The sequence below is a fragment of the Klebsiella sp. Sb-30 genome (assembly GCF_057652795.1).
Map to the genome: position 1 here is coordinate 2437811 of NZ_CM172749.1, position 17515 is coordinate 2455325.

At 53.6% G+C, this 17515-nt stretch carries 18 protein-coding genes; 8 read left to right on the top strand and 10 right to left on the bottom strand.

The features are described 5' to 3' along the window. Positions 1-128: 128 nt before the first annotated feature. Both AC236I_RS11435 and AC236I_RS11440 read right to left on the bottom strand, forming a co-directional pair. Positions 129-1142, bottom strand: coding sequence for an alpha/beta hydrolase family protein (locus AC236I_RS11435; RefSeq protein WP_487608806.1), 1014 nt, complete (start codon positions 1140-1142; stop codon positions 129-131). A gap of 94 nt (positions 1143-1236) precedes the next feature. Then, positions 1237-2127 (bottom strand): LysR substrate-binding domain-containing protein, encoded by an 891-nt coding sequence (locus AC236I_RS11440; protein ID WP_004862586.1) that lies wholly within the window; start codon positions 2125-2127, stop codon positions 1237-1239. Positions 2128-2290: 163 nt separating this feature from the next. Between AC236I_RS11440 and AC236I_RS11445 the strand changes: the two genes are divergently transcribed. From AC236I_RS11445 to AC236I_RS11455, 3 genes are read left to right on the top strand one after another with little or no spacing between them, the layout of a single operon-like run. Then, positions 2291-2815, top strand: coding sequence for a DUF4286 family protein (locus tag AC236I_RS11445; RefSeq protein WP_071359504.1), 525 nt, complete (start codon positions 2291-2293; stop codon positions 2813-2815). A gap of 20 nt (positions 2816-2835) precedes the next feature. After that, a complete protein-coding gene (locus tag AC236I_RS11450; protein WP_004862582.1) occupies positions 2836-3162 on the top strand; it encodes a hypothetical protein in 327 nt (108 codons plus the stop codon). 12 nt (positions 3163-3174) lie between these two features. Beyond that, the gene (locus AC236I_RS11455; RefSeq protein WP_071359503.1) at positions 3175-4077 is read left to right on the top strand and encodes an MBL fold metallo-hydrolase; all 903 of its coding nucleotides are present in this window, start codon (positions 3175-3177) and stop codon (positions 4075-4077) included. 55 nt (positions 4078-4132) lie between these two features. Here AC236I_RS11455 and rstA read toward each other — a convergent pair whose 3' ends face one another. Then, complete coding sequence (rstA, locus tag AC236I_RS11460; protein ID WP_004862578.1) at positions 4133-4849, bottom strand: two-component system response regulator RstA; 717 nt, start codon at positions 4847-4849, stop codon at positions 4133-4135. A gap of 248 nt (positions 4850-5097) precedes the next feature. On the opposite strand from rstA, the gene AC236I_RS11465 reads away from it, so the two are divergent. Continuing rightward, a complete protein-coding gene (locus tag AC236I_RS11465) occupies positions 5098-5433 on the top strand; it encodes a GlpM family protein (protein WP_004862575.1) in 336 nt (111 codons plus the stop codon). Here AC236I_RS11465 and folM read toward each other — a convergent pair. The 3 genes from folM to ydgH form a co-directional block, all read right to left on the bottom strand. Continuing rightward, positions 5430-6155 (bottom strand): dihydromonapterin reductase, encoded by a 726-nt coding sequence (folM, locus tag AC236I_RS11470; protein WP_487608807.1) that lies wholly within the window; start codon positions 6153-6155, stop codon positions 5430-5432. The two genes, AC236I_RS11465 and folM, sit on opposite strands and share 4 nt — an antisense overlap. Positions 6156-6191: 36 nt before the next feature. Then, positions 6192-7574: an amino acid permease gene (locus tag AC236I_RS11475; protein ID WP_044348984.1), complete on the bottom strand. Its 1383-nt coding sequence runs from the start codon at positions 7572-7574 to the stop codon at positions 6192-6194. Positions 7575-7752: 178 nt separating this feature from the next. Then, positions 7753-8703: a DUF1471 family protein YdgH gene (ydgH, locus tag AC236I_RS11480; RefSeq protein WP_004862568.1), complete on the bottom strand. Its 951-nt coding sequence runs from the start codon at positions 8701-8703 to the stop codon at positions 7753-7755. Between the two features lie 522 nt (positions 8704-9225). Between ydgH and pntA the strand changes: the two genes are divergently transcribed. The 3 genes from pntA (at position 9226) to AC236I_RS11495 (ending at position 12491) form a co-directional block, all read left to right on the top strand. Continuing rightward, complete coding sequence (pntA, locus tag AC236I_RS11485; protein ID WP_004862565.1) at positions 9226-10755, top strand: Re/Si-specific NAD(P)(+) transhydrogenase subunit alpha; 1530 nt, start codon at positions 9226-9228, stop codon at positions 10753-10755. A gap of 10 nt (positions 10756-10765) precedes the next feature. Beyond that, a complete protein-coding gene (gene pntB, locus AC236I_RS11490; RefSeq protein WP_004862561.1) occupies positions 10766-12154 on the top strand; it encodes a Re/Si-specific NAD(P)(+) transhydrogenase subunit beta in 1389 nt (462 codons plus the stop codon). A gap of 148 nt (positions 12155-12302) precedes the next feature. Continuing rightward, positions 12303-12491, top strand: a complete 189-nt coding sequence (locus tag AC236I_RS11495; protein ID WP_004862559.1) for a YdiH family protein — start codon at positions 12303-12305, stop codon at positions 12489-12491. A gap of 138 nt (positions 12492-12629) precedes the next feature. Here the strand turns inward: AC236I_RS11495 and uspE are convergent, their stop codons facing one another. From uspE to ogt, 3 genes are all read right to left on the bottom strand, one after another. Beyond that, positions 12630-13580, bottom strand: coding sequence for a universal stress protein UspE (gene uspE, locus AC236I_RS11500; protein ID WP_004862557.1), 951 nt, complete (start codon positions 13578-13580; stop codon positions 12630-12632). A 138-nt stretch (positions 13581-13718) separates the two neighbouring features. Continuing rightward, positions 13719-14471 (bottom strand): fumarate/nitrate reduction transcriptional regulator Fnr, encoded by a 753-nt coding sequence (gene fnr, locus AC236I_RS11505; RefSeq protein ID WP_004862555.1) that lies wholly within the window; start codon positions 14469-14471, stop codon positions 13719-13721. A 195-nt stretch (positions 14472-14666) separates the two neighbouring features. Further along, entirely contained in the window at positions 14667-15182 is a 516-nt protein-coding gene (gene ogt / locus AC236I_RS11510; RefSeq protein ID WP_004862553.1) for a methylated-DNA--[protein]-cysteine S-methyltransferase, read from the bottom strand. A gap of 137 nt (positions 15183-15319) precedes the next feature. Here ogt and AC236I_RS11515 point away from each other — a divergent pair, with 137 nt between their 5' ends. Next, positions 15320-15586 (top strand): hypothetical protein, encoded by a 267-nt coding sequence (locus tag AC236I_RS11515; protein WP_004862550.1) that lies wholly within the window; start codon positions 15320-15322, stop codon positions 15584-15586. 353 nt (positions 15587-15939) lie between these two features. Here AC236I_RS11515 and abgT read toward each other — a convergent pair whose 3' ends face one another. After that, positions 15940-17466 (bottom strand): p-aminobenzoyl-glutamate transporter, encoded by a 1527-nt coding sequence (abgT, locus tag AC236I_RS11520; RefSeq protein ID WP_266280404.1) that lies wholly within the window; start codon positions 17464-17466, stop codon positions 15940-15942. Positions 17467-17515 lie beyond the last annotated feature (49 nt).

Here is a 17515-nt window from a genome sequence, read left to right on the forward strand (position 1 = left end):
TCCACAATGGCTGGTCAGGTTAACTCTAACGGTACACCACGACTTGATGAACGCACCGGTTTTTATGCAACAGGGGGCTTTTTTTTGTGACTCCCTGCTTGGCTTTCGGCAGGTAATAAGAATGCAGTTCAGTTTCCACATTGCTGCTTAAGGATCCATGATGAGACAGTATTAAGTGCCCCGGGCGAATAGGCGTGTTGCCCGGACAGCAGAAACAATCCCTGTTTCCACAAAGGCCACTGAGAGGCTAGTTGGTAATCAAACCATTCGCTGCGTAAAAGCCCGTGAGTTGCCCCCGGCAACTGCCTGATACAACGCGCTGTACCCACCGGTAGTGTTTTACGCCAGACTGCGACTGTTTCATCAGGGTCTACATTCCGGTCATCTTTTCCCATGAGAATCAATACCGGAGTATCTATACCTGAAATCACTTTCGTCGCATCAGCCCGGGAATTCCTGCGCTCGAAGTCCTGTCGCGTACATTGGGTGTTGCAGGGGCGATTAGCCGCTTCTTCTGTAAACTGCCTGTCAAAATCCGCGGCTTCATGTTGTTTAGCATCCAGAATAGCAGACATGGAGCGACCCTCGGCTTTAAGCCGTTGCTCGGTATAGTAAATGCTCTGATTCCGCCAGTTTATCGCTGGACCTATTAGCACAATAAAGTCAGTTGTTGTTAATTGGCTTGCCTGGGGTACGGCCCAACCAGCTTGTGAGAAACCAAGATAACCTCCGCGACTTTCTTTCAGTTCTGGTTGCTCTCTTAATTTTTGTAACTCCAGAACGGCCTCCTTGGCGCGATCTGACATCGTCTGCGCCAACCAGTTTCCGGTGCTTTCACCGACGCCCGGTTTATCCCATGAAAAAACAGCCATTCCCTGTGACACAAGGAAGTTAACCAGAGGAATATATCCGCCGTCTGACCAGCGATCCTGAGGCCCGTCGCCATGAATTAAAAGCACGAACGGAGGATATACCTTATCTGGCGGCAGAATTAATGTACCCGTGAGGAGATCCTGATGATGCGTAAAAGAGAGGGTGCGCAGCTGCCCGTATCCGGCAAGCTCGAAATCAGATAACCGACTGAACAAAAAAATAATGATCAGGATAATCATAACTGAAAATGAAACAATATATTTAATCATATACAGCTCTTTTATGGATTATAAATATTAAACTGCAGCTGATTCTTATCATGTTTTATTTTCCGCTTTTGACAGAAAGCAGACAACCGCTATGTCATGTCACGAGCATCGGTTCTGCCCGTAACCAGCGCTCAAAATCTTGCAGGGCGGGTTCATTAATTCCTGTTTCCACCGGTTTTACCAAACAAAATGTCTTGCTCAGTTGCTCTGAGTCCGGCCAGGGCGCAACCAGCAATCCCTGGTTTAGCTCTTTTTCGACGTATATGCGTGGCACCATGGCCACACCTTGTCCCGCCAGTACGGCTGCTATCGCCATTTCATGAAGGTCATAGCGGACTCCCTGTGCCGGGTTATCAAGGACTATCCCACTTTGCCCGGCATAATGCAGCCAGGCTTCTGGGTTCTGCCGCCGGTGAATGCGGGGCAGTGTATTCAACTGTTCAACGATATCCTTATCGCTTAACAGGTCGGGACGACAAACCGGCACCAGCTTCTCTTCAAACAGAACCTGCGTGCGCATACCCGCCCATGCGGGATGCTCGAAATGAATCGCCGCGTCAAATCCGCTCCCGGTGATAATGAAAGGGTCGGTTCTCGCCGCGATATTCAACGTGATGTCCGGATATAAAGACTGAAAGCCGCTGAGCCGGGGAATCAGCCAGCGGCTGCAAAACGTCGGCAGAACAGCAATTTCCAGGCTTCTGCTGCCTTCGGGCATGCCCATCACATACTGAGTATCCCGTTCTAACCGTTCGAGTATTTCCCGTACGTGATGGGCATAGTGTGAACCCACTGGATTAAGCTTTACTCGGGTTCCCGTACGGTCAAATAGTCTGCACTCGAGCAGAGCCTCCAGGCGGGCAATCTGTCTACTGATGGCGCCTTCGGTCAGCGATAGCTCCGCGGCGGCACGGGCAAAATTACCGTGCCGGGCAGCGGCCTCAAACGCCTGAAGTGAAGCGCTGCTGGGAATTTTTCTGCGCATTAGAATTGCCTTATTCGACGGAAGTGTGAATTGTTAGTGACATAATGTCACTAATACTTGAATTAATATCGATTCATCGCCGAGTTAACAGCATATAGCATGATCAAAAGTCATTAAGCAAGGCCATTCGGGCCCTGCGTTTTATTCATGCAGAGGTGAATCGATGCTCTATACCGTGGAGTGTAACTATACCGACCCTGAAAGTGAGCAGGAGTGGAATGCGTTTTACAGCCAGCAAAAGCTGCCCGCGCTGATTTCGGTCGCCGGGTTTAGCTCTTCCCAGCGTTTTAAGGCCCTGAAACCAGGCGGCTCCCGGTATCTCGCCATTCATACGGTGAAGTATGCAGAGGTGCTTACCAGCGAGGAGTACAAGCTGAAAGGGGGCGGTCATTTTTCACGCTGGCAAAATCACATCACCGACTGGCAGCGTAATTTGTATGAGTGTGACGGCACGGCACCTGCGGTAGCCAGTGATGAAATCCTGCTGCTCAGCACCCAGCCATTGAGCTTTATTGAGGGGCTGGGGTACCCGGCACTGCAAATGCAGGCGTCAGGATTAGATAAAATGCCCGCCCGACGCATTGCCTGGGTGGTGACGCGGGAAACTGCCGCGCAGTTAGCTGACATGCCCGGCGTAAACTTCTATGCGCCGCTGACAGCGCAGTTGACGAATCCTGCTCAAGCCTGAAGGGAGGCGAGTTTATCAACATGCCGAATCTGACGTTTTATCTTTCTCAGGAACATGCTGCCAGGTTTAGTGACCTCCGCGATTTAACGCGTACCTGCAGTGCGCTCTGCACAGGCATTCTCGCTGCGGAGTCGGAAAATGTGCATATCATCTATGTCGATGTAAAACCCGGATGCGGACATCCGGTATATGCCGAGCTTTTTTATCGTCTGACAAACGTGCGTACGTCAGAAGTCATGGAGGAGTTCATGCGCGAGTTAGAACGAGCCATTCGACAAGCTTCGGGCCTTACAGCGCGTATTCGCTGTTTTGGCTCCGCTGCATCACACCTGTTTGCGCGCAATTAACCAGAGGTAACGATGAACCATCACTCTTTTTCAACCCGTCGGATTGGGGATTTTGTGGTGACCGCGCTGAGCGATGGCACGATGTCCGCCAGTCTGGATTGGCTGTCAGGCATTGAAACAGCAGAAGCAACGGTGATTCAACACCGCGCCCGGATCGCTGAACCCGGCAATATCCATATCAACGGCTATCTTATCCAGGGGCGCGGGCGAACCCTCCTGGTCGATGCCGGTGCCGGGGGGCTGAATAACGTAGGCGGGCAACTCATAGATAATCTTGGCGCTGCAGGTATCAGCCCCGATGATGTCGATACCGTGTTGCTGACGCACGGCCATCCTGACCATATTGGGGGGCTTTTAGATGCCGAAGGGCTACCTGTTTTTAAACAGGCCGAACTTCATCTTCACCCGCTTGAGGCGCAATACTGGCAGGATAATGAACGATTTAAAGTAGCGAATGAGCGCGGGAAGCGAAATTTTAACCTCGCCCGCAGGACGTTAGACGCGTACGCCCGGCAGCTGCGTCTGCTTGACGAGGGGGCGATAACTGAGGGCATTCTCCCGGTATGGCTGCCAGGACATACGCCAGGGCATACCGGATTCCGTATCACTTCCGGGGAACAATGCTTATTGATCTGGGGAGACATCGTCCATTTTCCGCATATCCAGTCAGCACGCCCGGACGTTTCCATTGTGTTTGACTGTGACCCCCTTCAGGCTGAAGAGACACGTAAAAAAATCCTCGCGCAGGCGGCAAGTGAAAAACTGTTGGTTGCAGGAATGCATTTAGACCGTTCGGGTTTTGCCAACGTGCTCAAGGCGGGCCAGGGTTACCGTATTGCCTACCGGGAAAACGGGCGAGAATGCAGGTGTGCATCCAGGACTGGCCGCCAGGCCAAAAATGCGGGTCACCTTTAAGTGACCCGCATTAACCCGCCGGCGGTTTTTTGTCGCGCTCTACGGCGGGGGAAGATTAATTGTCCCAGGCGTGAGGAGCGAACAGATACCCTTTATTGCGCACCGTCTTGATGCGATAGGGCTCGGTCGCGCTGTCGAGCAGTTTTTTCCGCAGGCGCGAAATTGCCACATCCACGCTGCGATCCATCCCATCGTAACTGACGCCGCGCAGATTTTTCAGCAACGCATCACGATCCATAATCTGTCCGGCGTGGGTGGCCAGTTCCCATAACAGCTCAAAATCCGCCGTTGAGAGGGCCACGCTTTCGCCACCGAGCAATACCTGACGATTAACCGGGTCGATGAGCAGTGAACCGAATGCAATCGATTTATGCGGGGTGAGCGATGCCGGAGCATTGGTCACGGGGGAGGCGACGTGCTGGCGTAAATGCAGGCGCAGACGTGCCAGCAATACGGCAGGCGGCGTGGTTTTCAGAATGTAATCGCTGGCGCCCATTTCCAGGGACAAAATATGGTTCATATCGCTGTCGAGCGAGGTGAGCAACACAATCGGACCTTGCCACTGGCCGCGCAGATCGCGGCACAGAGTCATGCCGTCTTTGCCTGGCAGCATGATATCCAACAACACCAGATCGGGTTTTTCCCGCGCGATAACCTCTTCTGCCCGGTCACCTCGTGGTTCAACCACTACGTCCATATCGTGCTTTCCGAGATAAGCGGCAATCAGAGCGCCCACTTCCGGATCATCCTCAACAAAAACGATCTTATTCATATCTTACTTGTACTGGAAAAAGAATTAACATACACCGCCACCAGACTACCTGCCATTACTCTTTTATAAAAAAGACCTCATCCTTCAAGCGACCCCGACGTTTGCTTCGCGCGCGGAGCGGTCAGCCGGTTATCTATGCTTCGGGGCATTCGCTCTTGCGCCGCGGTGGGGCGATTCGAATAATATTGTGAAGAGAGATACTTCCGTTATGCTACATCAACTGTTGTTTAAATGTTAAGGCTAAAGGAATGGGGCTGTTGATTAAAGGGCTGATCGGTGCGCTGGTGGTGATATTGATTGGCGTATTGTCGAAAAGCAAAAATTATTATATTGCTGGTTTAATTCCGTTATTTCCGACCTTTGCCCTGATTGCGCATTATATTGTGGCCAGCGAACGCGGGCTTGAGGCGCTGCGGACCACGATCGTCTTTGGGATGTGGTCAATCATTCCCTATTTCGTCTATCTGCTGTCGCTCTGGTACTTCACCGGGATGATGCGCCTGCCGTTGGCGTTGGCGGGCGCAGTCGGGTGCTGGGGGCTGTGTGCCTGGCTGCTGATCCTCGGCTGGAGCCGCTTCCACTAACGCAGGTGTCTGCCGCCATCCACGGCAAAAGAGCGGCCCGTAACGAACCGGCTGGCGAACAGATAATCGAGCAGGTCGATGATCTCTTTTTCGCCCGCCACGCTTTTCATGAGCGATTTATCCAGCGCCTGCTGGCGATATTCGGCGTCGTCGCCCTCATTAAACATGATCAGCGAAGGGGCAACGGCGTTGACCTTAATCTCCGGCGCCAGCTTACGGGAAAACGAGCGGGTCATATTATCCAGTGCCGCTTTACTGGCCGCGTAGGCAATATGTTTATCGCTGCCGCGTTCAACGACATAGTCAGTGATATGAATAATGTCGCTGGCGGCGTGTCCGTGCCCGCGCAGGAGCGTTTCCAGCGCATGGTTGAGCAAATAGGGGGCATGAACGTGGATCTGCATCATGCTGGCCAGCACCGTGGTGAGTGGAATGCCCGGCTTTTCAGCCATCCAGTCGCTGGCGTTATGGACGATGGCGCGCAGGCCGGCGGCGGCGTGGTGTTTTACCGCTTCGGCGAAGGCCAGTATCTGCTCATCGGTACTAAAATCGGCGGTAAGACAGATAGCTCCGGCGTCGCGCAGTGCGTCAATGGCCGGGTAGTGCGTGCGATAGCTGACGATAACCGGCTGCTGCTGATCCAGAAAATGGTGCGCCAGCGCAAGGCCGATGCGGCGGCCTCCACCGGTGATGAGAATCGGGCGAGGCTGTCGGACAGTCATGGGTATCTCCTTTGAGTTCAGCAGCAGGGCGACCGCTTACCCCACCAGCATCCACGTTGCCGGTACAGCGGCAACCAGCAAAAAACCAATTAAGGCTAATTCACGGCGTTTGAGCATGCGATCGTGCTGGTGCGTACGGCGAGCGTACAGGAAAACCAGAAGACCCGGAGCGTAAAGTACCACTGACAACAATAAATGCACAGGGCCGGATGCATATAATAACCATAAGCCATAAATACATGCACCGACACCCACCGCCTTATGCAGCGGGCGTACAGCAATCTTCAGCAGGAAGGCGCCCACGAGGAAATAGGGCACCAGAATCATCTCGGACGCGATGGTCAATAACGTATTGTAATCAGACTTTGTCAGCCAGATGAGCACCAGCGACAGCTGAACACTGATGTTGGTTAGCCACAGCGAGGCCGACGGGGCGTTGTTTTTATTCTGCCGGGCGAAGCGGCGCGGAAATGCTTTATGCGTCGCGGCCAGCCAGGGAACTTCTGCCGCCATAATGGTCCAGCTCAGATAGGCGCCGCACACGGAAATAATCAGCCCGGCAGCGATCACTACTTCGCCCCATGAGCCCATCATTTTCACCATCAGGCCGGCCATCGACGGATTACGCATTTCGGCCAGTTCCGGACGGGCGACCACGCCTAAAGAGAGCAGGGTCACCAGCAGATAAACCACCAGTGCGGAAAGGACCGCCAGCAGCGTAGCGCGGCCGACATCCTGTTTATTACGCGCCCGCGCGGAAACCACGACCGCACCTTCCACGCCGATAAACACCCATAGGGTGATCAGCATGGTGTTCTTCACCTGCTCCCAGACCGGTACGTCGAGCGCCAGACCGCTAAAATCAAGGCGGAACGTCTCCAGACGAAAGGCGATGACGGCGAGGATGATAAATGCACCGAGTGGGATCAGCTTGGCCAGGGTGGCGATCAGGTTAATGCCTGCGGCGGTCTGGACGCCGCGCAGGACCAGAAAGTGCACCACCCACAGCAGGACCGACGCGCCCACGATCGCCTGCCAGGTATTCCCGTTGCCGAAAATAATGGCGTCCGGAGTATCGGTAAAGAAGCTGAGCGCGGCAAAAACAATCACCAGATACGAGACGTTGGCGATCACCGCGCACAGCCAGTAGCCCCAGGCGGAGCAAAAACCGACGAGTTCACCGAAACCTTCGCGGGCATAGGTGAAGATACCGCCGTCAAGATCGGCGCGAATGCGGGTCAACAGCAGCATGGCGAAGGCGAGGAATAAAATCCCCACGCCGGTGATTGCCCAGCCAATCAGCAGCGCCGACGGGCTGGCGACGGCCGCCATGTTTTGCGGCAAGCTGAACACACCTGCGCCCAGCATTGAGCTCAGTACCAGTGCGGTCAAGGCGCTGAGGCCCAGTTTCTTTTCCATTGTATTCCCGAGGTGACGGCAGTTAATCAAGAATATTTATTTGGCGAAATCGCATAAAAATGGAGGATTACGCTAAGGCGCGGGATTTTACGGAGTGTCTTGTGCGCATGCAATGGTGGCGGATGAAAAAAAACAAAAAGGCGGCATATTGCCGCCTTTTTACACAGTGCCGATACGATTATTTATACAGGTCTGCGCTGATGGTGATGTTACCGCCACGTTCCTGCCACTGGCGGGTAATGTGGTAGTACTTCGCCCCTTTCTTCGCCGCGCGCTTGGCGGTCTGGTAAGAAATCTCGGTCATGTTGCCGTAATTGCCGGTGAACTTGATGCTGTCAAACGGCGCCATCTGGGCCGCGGTAATCTTGTTCACTTCTTCGACTTTGGTGCCATCCGGCAGCGTGACGGTGTAACGTCCACCTTTTGATGACTGGGTTTCGAAGAAACGACCTACGCCGGTACCGGAACCGACGGCTGCCGTGGTGGCAACGCCTGGGATTTCAACATTTTTCGCAGCGGTGCCGCCTTCAGCCAGCGCCGCGCGACCGGCTTCAGAGTCGGCCGGGATCGCATCCGGGCTCTGCAGAACGCGTTTTCTGGCATCGGCTTTATAGATATAGGCAGTAATACGCTGGTTACCGCCCTGGTTGGCATCAACCTGACGGACGATAAAGAAGGAGGCGGCACCTTTGGCTTTCGCCGCTTTGGTGATCGCATCATTCACTTCCGGCTGACTGCGATAAAAGCCCTGCACGGTCACGGTATCAAAAGGCTCAAGTTCGACGGCCTGATCCTTTGGTAACTCCATGACGCCATTGATGACGCGATTTTTCGGGGCATCCGCCTGCGGGGCATTGTCTTTATACAAGTCTGCCGTTACGCGCCAGTTGCCGCTGTTGCCATAATCAGAAGTGTCGACAACATAAAATGAGGCCGCGCCATCTTTGTCCGCTTTACGGGACATGGCTTTTACCGCATCGCCGATGGCATTAAAACGGCCCGTGATCACTACGCGATCGTAGGGTTTTAGCGCCGCCGCCTGCTCCGGAGTCAGCTCGGTCGCTGCATGGGCTGACAACGCTGTCGTAGCCAGGAGAGCAGACGCCAGGAGTGAGTTCTTAAGCTTCATAAAAATAATCCTTTGCCTTGCGCAAACCATGTACTGGTATTGTTGTTGACTGATAACGCTCGATTATTGCATTTAAAAGGAGTCACTGTCTGCGTCATTTTTTGCTTACCGCCCGAAACGTGCGTCACAATAATATAACAATTTCTGATATGTTGAAAAAACAGCCGCTTGACCAGCAAAATTGATAATCAATACCACTTTTATAAGTTAACGTAATGTTAAAGTTATGTTCTTGCTGGCGATTAATGGCGTATTACTGCATCAGTTAAGCGATTTATCAGGCCTGACCATAAATTTAAGGTAAATATTGCTGCCTGACACGGTTCGCGATGCGTTTTACCAATAAAATCAAAATTTCTGTTTTATCGCAGTAGATCACAATCGCTATTTTCAGTAGGTTATAAAAAGTTTGTTACTGTTTCATTTTTTCAGTCAATGGAAAAGAAACGGCATGTTTTGCCGCTTAACCGTCGTCTGTAAGAAAAGAAAAACCATCATCAAAAACCGATGGAAGGGAAAACTATGCGTATCGGGGTACCAAAAGAACGGTTTGCCAATGAAACCCGCGTCGCTGCCACGCCGAAAACGGTGGAACAGCTGCTAAAACTCGGGTTTACCGTTGCCGTTGAAAGCGGCGCGGGTCATCTGGCAAGTTTCGATGACGAAGCCTTTGCTCAGGCGGGTGCAGAAGTTGTAGACACCGCTGAAGTCTGGCAGTCATCCATTATTCTGAAGGTGAACGCACCAGAAGAACATGAAATTGCATTACTCAATCCGGGCACCACGCTGGTGAGCTTTATCTGGCCTGCGCAAAATCCTGAGCTGATGCAGAAATTAGCGGCTCGCGATATCAACGTGATGGCGATGGATTCAGTGCCGCGTATTTCTCGCGCCCAGTCGCTGGATGCGCTCAGCTCGATGGCCAACATTGCCGGCTACCGGGCGATTGTTGAAGCGGCCCACGAATTTGGTCGCTTCTTTACCGGTCAGATCACCGCTGCCGGCAAAGTTCCGCCGGCGAAGGTCATGGTCATTGGCGCCGGCGTCGCCGGACTGGCGGCCATCGGCGCGGCGAACAGCCTCGGCGCCATTGTCCGTGCGTTCGATACGCGTCCAGAGGTGAAAGAACAGGTGCAGAGTATGGGCGCCGAGTTCCTGGAGCTGGACTTTAAAGAAGAGGCGGGCAGCGGCGATGGCTACGCCAAAGTGATGTCGGAAGCCTTTATTAAAGCCGAAATGGCGCTGTTTGCCGCGCAGGCCAAAGAGGTGGACATCATCGTCACCACGGCCCTGATCCCGGGTAAACCGGCGCCGAAGCTGATTACCCGTGAAATGGTTGACTCCATGACCGCGGGCAGCGTGGTGGTCGACCTGGCATCGCAGAACGGCGGCAACTGTGAATACACCGTTCCTGGCGAAGTGGTGACTACCGCCAACGGCGTGAAGATCATCGGCTATACCGACCTGCCGGGCCGTCTGCCGACGCAGTCCTCGCAGCTGTACGGGACTAACCTGGTCAACCTGCTGAAGCTGCTGTGCAAAGAGAAAGACGGCAATATCACCATCGATTTTGACGACGTCGTGGTTCGCGGCGTGACGGTGGTTCGTGAGGGCGAAGTGACCTGGCCGGCGCCGCCGATTCAGGTTTCTGCCCAGCCGCAGGCTGCGGCGAAGCCTGTTGATGCGCCGAAAGAAGCAGAAAAACCGACCTCACCGTGGCGTAAATACGCGCTGATGGCGCTGGCGATTATTCTGTTTGGCTGGCTTGCCAACGTGGCGCCGAAAGAGTTCCTCGGTCACTTTACCGTCTTCGCGCTCTCCTGCGTGGTGGGCTATTACGTGGTATGGAACGTTTCTCATGCGCTCCACACGCCGCTGATGTCGGTGACCAACGCTATTTCAGGGATTATCGTTGTCGGAGCGTTATTGCAGATCGGCCACGGTGGCTGGGTCAGCTTCCTGAGTTTTATCGCGGTGCTGATCGCCAGCATTAATATTTTTGGTGGTTTCACCGTTACTCAGCGCATGCTGAAAATGTTCCGCAAGAACTAAGGGGTAGCACATGTCTGGAGGATTAGTTACAGCTGCATACATTGTTGCCGCTATTCTGTTTATTTTTAGCCTTGCGGGGCTGTCAAAGCACGAAACCTCGAAGCAGGGTAACCTGTTCGGGATGGCCGGGATGGCTATCGCGCTGCTGGCGACCATTCTCGGGCCGGATACCGGCAACGTGGCGTGGATCATCCTGGCGATGGTTATCGGCGGCGCGATTGGTATTCGCCTGGCGAAGAAAGTCGAAATGACCGAAATGCCGGAGCTGGTTGCCGTGCTGCACAGCTTTGTGGGCCTGGCCGCGGTGCTGGTAGGCTTTAACAGCTACCTGTATCACGAAGCGGGTATGGAACAGATCCTGGTGAATATTCACCTGACGGAAGTGTTCCTCGGCATCTTTATCGGTGCGGTGACCTTCACCGGCTCGATTGTGGCCTTTGGCAAACTGCGCGGCAAGATTTCGTCTAAACCGCTGATGCTGCCGCATCGCCATAAGCTGAATCTGGCGGCGCTGGTGGTTTCCTTCCTGCTGCTGGTGGCCTTTGTTCGCACCGACAGCACAGGAACTCAGGTTCTGGCGCTGCTGGTGATGACGGTCATTGCCCTGGCCTTTGGCTGGCATCTGGTGGCTTCGATCGGCGGGGCAGATATGCCGGTCGTGGTCTCAATGCTGAACTCCTACTCGGGCTGGGCAGCGGCAGCGGCGGGCTTTATGCTCAGCAACGACCTGCTGATTGTGACCGGGGCGCTGGTGGGCTCGTCGGGTGCGATTCTGTCTTACATCATGTGTAAGGCGATGAACCGCTCATTCTTCAGCGTGATTGCCGGCGGTTTTGGTACCGATGGTTCCTCTACCGGCAGCGATGAAGAAGTAGGCGAACACCGTGAAATCAGCGCCGAAGATACCGCGGAAATGCTGAAAAACTCGCACTCGGTGATCATCACCCCGGGCTACGGCATGGCGGTCGCGCAGGCACAGTATCCGGTGGCGGAAATCACCGAAAGATTACGTGCTCGCGGCATCAAAGTGCGCTTTGGTATTCATCCGGTTGCCGGACGTTTGCCTGGGCACATGAACGTACTGCTGGCGGAAGCGAAAGTGCCGTATGACGTGGTGCTGGAAATGGATGAGATCAACGACGATTTCACCGATACCGATACCGTGCTGGTTATCGGCGCCAACGACACCGTTAACCCGGCGGCGCAGGACGATCCGAAGAGTCCGATCGCCGGCATGCCGGTGCTGGAAGTGTGGAAAGCGCAAAATGTGGTGGTCTTTAAGCGTTCAATGAACACAGGTTATGCCGGCGTTCAGAACCCGCTGTTCTTCAAAGAGAACACCCACATGCTGTTTGGCGATGCGAAAGCCAGCGTCGACGCAATTCTCAAAGCGTTGTAATGGTTTGCCATCCTAAATAATGTTTGATTCTGAAGCCGTCTCTGCTGAGACGGCTTTTTTATATATACAGCAAGGCCATGAATTGCTCATAAAGTCGTCAGCCCGGAGTGCTATACTAAGCCTGTTTTTTCATCACTCTGAGGATATTATGGATACCGAATTAACCCCGGCGCAAATGGCAATCGAGTTTCTGCGTCGCGACCCAACAGCATTAACCCCCGCGCAGTACCTGAAAAAATTCAAACTTCTTGAGCTGGAATTTGCGGATTTGATGTCGCTCTCTTCCAGCGAGCTGAAAGAAGAGATCGATCATGCCTGGCGCTTAGGTATCCATTAAAAGCATTGTTGCTGTCTATGTGTTGTCGATGACGGGGCCGAAAGGCCCTTTGTTTTTTCCGTTGCCGGAGTGGATACCTAAAAAAATCCCCCGCCGAAGCAGGGGAACGTATTTTACGCAGCATCAATCCGCGATCGATTAATCGTCGTCCTCGTCATCCATTTCAACCGGCGTTTTGTACTGCTCAGGCTTGAGAACTAGCAGGTCGCAGCGCAGATGGTCGATAACCTGCTCGGCGGTATTGCCGAGAAAGGCCGCCGACAGTCCGGTGCGCCCGACGGTGCCCAGAACCACAATCCCCGCCTGCAGGTGTTCAGAGAGGTCAGGAATGACCTCTTCCGGCAGGCCTTTTTCAACGTGGGTGCGGTTTTCATCAATGCCGAATTTTTGCCGCAGGGCCTTCATGGCCAGCAAATGCTGACCGCGAATGGCATCGTTGTAGATACTGGGGTCAAAATCAGGTAGTTCGATAGCGATATTAATCGGCGTTACCGGGTAGGCGCCCACCAGATGGACTTCGGTATGGTTGACCTGGTCCGCCAGTTCGAGGGTTTCTTTAACCAGTTTTTCGTTTAACGCGTCGTGGTAATTTTCTTCGCTGGCCAGATTGACGGCCACCAGCGCTTTGCCGCCTTCCGGCCACGGCTGATCTTTTACCATCCAGACCGGACATGGACATTTACGCAGCAGATGCCAGTCGGTTGGGGTGAAAATAACGGCCTCCAGCTTGTCATGCTGGTGCGCCATTTTCAGCAGCAAATCGTGTTTGTCGCTGAGGATTTCCTGAATAATGGCTTCGAAGGGGCGATTGTGCCACACCACCTTAATCTCAATGGGAACACCGGATTCAATATAAAACCGGGCCTGTTCTTTGATCCAGGCGCTACGTTGGCTGATAACGCCCTGGCGCATCGCCGTCCGCTCGTCGGGCGACAGCAGGGTTGTCATCTCATAGGAAAAATCGTAGATCGGCAAAAAGGCTTTGATGCGTCCACCAATCCGTTGGTGTAGATACACCGCACGCCGCAATGCAGGCTGGTCGTCCTGATTGGGGTCGATTACTACCAGCATGTTCTGATACTTGGCCATACAGGGTCTCCTTACAACTGTAACCACAGTCTGTCTTTAAAAAGATAACCTATATGGATGAAATGAAACAGGGGATGACCCTGGCCAGATCAACAAATCAGAAAAAAAATGAGCGATCTGGCGGAGGGACAAAGAGGATCAGGCGACGTTGCGGGCCTGACCAGCGAGCTGAGCAAGCAGGTCGCTATTTTCGATGGTGATGTATTTGCCTTTTACCGCCAGCATGCCGCTTTTCTGGAAACGCCCCAGCAGACGGCTGATGGTTTCGACGGTCAGACCAAGATAGTTGCCGATATCACCGCGGGTCATCGTCAGGCGGAATTCGCGAGGCGAGAAACCGCGCTGCGCGAAACGACGGGACAAATTATAAATAAAGGCCGCCAGACGCTCTTCCGCATTCTTTTTAGACAGCAGCAGGATCATGTCCTGGTCGCCTTTGATCTCGCCACTCATCAGCCGCATCATTTGCTGGCGTAGATTGGGCATTTTACCGGAAAGATCGTCCAGCGTTTCGAAAGGGATTTCGCAGACCATTGAGGTTTCCAGCGCTTGTGCAAAGCTCGGATGCAGCGCGGTACCGATGGCATCAAAGCCAACCAAATCACCCGCCAGGTGGAAGCCGGTAATCTGCTCGTCACCTTGTTCGGTAATGGTATAGCTTTTGATGGTGCCCGAACGAATCGCATACAGAGATTTCAGCTCATCGCCAGCTTTGAATAAGGTTTGCCCTTTCTGGATTGGCTTTTTACGCTCGATGATATTATCCAGCTGATCAAGCTCGTGCTCGTTCAGAGTAAAAGGGATGCAAAGCTGACTAATGCTGCAATCCTGACAATGGATTGCGCAACCGCCAGACTGAATGCGTCGTATAATTCTCTTTTCCGGGATCATAAGTCTGCTCAAGCCTTAATTGATATTGGTCAATTTTAACATCTTTTTGGTGAGCAGGTAAGCCTCGAACCCGTGAAACACGTAATATTAAAAGGGTAAAGCTTTTATCACTTTTATCTCATTGATAACCAATGCAATGTTGGTCGGAAGCATATTGTAAAGTTACCTGATGCTTCCGATAAAAGGCACGTAGCGTTAAAGCAGCAGATACCCCTCATGGCGCAATAACCACTCTTTCCGCTGCACGCCGCCGGCATAGCCGGTCATGGTGCCATTTCGCCCAATCACGCGGTGGCAGGGCACGACAATGCTGACCGGGTTTGAACCGTTGGCCGCGCCGACCGCACGCGCCGCGCCAGGACGCCCCAGCGTTTCCGCCAGCTGGCCGTAATGCATCACCTGACCGCAGGGAATAGTGCGCAGGGCTTGCCAGACTTCACGCTGAAAGGGGGTGCCTGCCGTTGCCGTCGGCAGCGTCTCAATGACGCTGAGATCGCCGGCGAAGTAGGCGTCAAGTTGGCGACTCAGTCCGCCGGGATCGCGGGCATCGATGCGTTGATAACCTTCATGACGATAATGCAGATCAAGCAGTTGCGTCATACGGTCGCTATGCTCGTCCCACTCCACGGCGCGCAGGCGAAACTGCTCGTCGCAAAGAATCCATAACGGCCCCAGCGGGGTGTCGATTTTGTCCTGAAGCAGTACCAGCATCATTTCTCCTTGTTACCTGATTAGCAAGATAACTATTGCGTGATATTGACAAGATATCACGCACGCCGTTCCGCCAACTATACTCCTGAAAGATAATCCACCGCTGTGCGGATAAAGGCCGGGAACCGGGGGAAGAAATGACGCGCGATTTCAATCTGCATACGGCTGCTGAGACGGATAAAACCGCGGAGATACCGTCTGCGGTGATGTTTATTTTTGTATTAATTACGCCGCGCGGGTGTGACGGGTTTTTGTTACTTTTATTCGGCGGCGAATTCCCCTGTGCGGAGGAGCGTTCAGTTCATTTTTCTCTGCAGTTTGTCATACGCACGCGGATTAGTAAGAACTGGCTAATTCATCGGGAGGCACCCGGCGCCGCGAATAAATATACAGGCATTCCTTGAGTCAATTATTTTGCCAGCACCCCGGTGTTGGCTTTTTTTTATAACCATTAGAGGTATCGATATGCAATATATGCTGACAGGACTTTTAATCTTGATTATCAGTGGTTTATTGTTAAACGCTGTCTCTCTTGCGATTGAGTCGGTATATAAGATGCTGAAAGAGATGCATTTAAAAAAACGGCATCTTTAAGAATGTCGCAGGACAACCTCGGGTGACGAAAAATGCGGCGCAGACGACAAGGCTGATATTATAAAAAGTCTGGAGATGAACGCTTCTCTCCACGCGATCACGCGATGATGCGTGTCGTCACGCGCGCAGCGGAGGGTGACCAGGCTCTGGCCACCCGGTTTTATCAGGACAGGCGCGGGTAAATTCCCGGGCCGATGGGTAAACCCAGCCAGTACCATATCACCAGCATCAGAAGCCACACGACGAGGAATATCAGAGGATAGGGCAGGACGAGTGAATAATAAGTACCGAGTTTCGCATCTGAGCGATAGCGTTGCAGGAAGCCAAGAAACAGCGGGACAAACGGCGATACCGGCGCCAGCGGCAGGACCGACGAATCCGCGATGCGGAACAGTATCTGGGCAAAGGCCGGATGAAACCCGAGCAGCATAAACATCGGCACAAAGATCGGCGCCAGAATGGACCAGATTGCCGAGCCGCTGGCGATAAACATACAGAGAAATGCCGACAGTAGCGCCAGGCCAACAAAAGCCGGTACTCCGCTCATTCCCGCCTGCTCCAGCAAATCAGTCAGCCCCACGGCCATAAATTTACCCATATTGCTCCAGTTAAAAATGGCAACAAACTGGGCCAGCGGGAACACCATGACGATAAACCCGGCCATCTCTTTCATCGGTTCGATCATTAACGGCGGCAAATCCGCCTGACGACGAATTTTCCCGGTGGCAATACCGTAGGCCAGCGAGACGAAGCAGAAGAAAAAAATAATCAGCGGCACAATGCCTTTAATAAAGGGAGAGGGCATCACCGTATGGCTGACCGGATCGCGCAGAATACCGTTCTGCGGCACGACCATGATGGCGACCAGAGCGATAAAAACCAATGACGCGATACCGGCAACCCGCAGCCCGAAGCGTTGCTCCGCCGTCAGCGCCTCAAGTCTGTCCTCGCTGCGGCCTTCCCAGCTTCCCAGCCGCGGTTCAATCAACTTATCGGTGATAAGCCCCCCAACCAGGGTCAGAACGATGACCGAACTGGCCATGAAATACCAGTTGTCGATAACGCTGACATGCAGCGAGCCATCCAGTGTTTTTGCCGCCTCGGTACTGATGCCCGAGAGCAGCACATCGGTCGTGACAATCAGCAAATTAGCGGTGAACCCACAGCCGACGCCGGCAATCGCCGCCAGTAAGCCCGCGACCGGGTGGCGGCCAACGGCGAGAAACATCAGGGCGCCTAGCGGCGGCATAATCACCAGAGCGGCGTCGGATGAGATGTGGCTAAAAAAGGCGATAAACAGCACCATATAGCTGGCGTAGCGTGCGCTGACGTGCGAGGCCATTTTGGCCATCAGCGCCGGCAGCAGTCCCACCCGCTCCGCAAGTCCAGCGCCGAGCACCAGCGCCAGAATCGCCCCCAGCGGTGCAAACCCGCTGAAGTTCTTGATGACGTTTGGCAAAAACCAGTGTAACCCTTCGACGCTGAGCAGGTTTTTGACCACCACGGTGGAGCCGTCCGTCGGGTTGATCACCGCCACGCCAAAGGCCGACAGCGCGGCGGTGGTTACCGCCAGCACCACGATAAGATAAATAAACAGCAAAAAAGGGTGTGGAACCTTGTTACCGATCTTTTCAACCCAGCTGTACAGCTTCCCGTTGGGGGAAGGCGACGGTATGGATGACATACTCATGGGCATTCCTCAGTCGTTGTTGTGTTAGTTGTTGTGTTTAGTGCGTGAA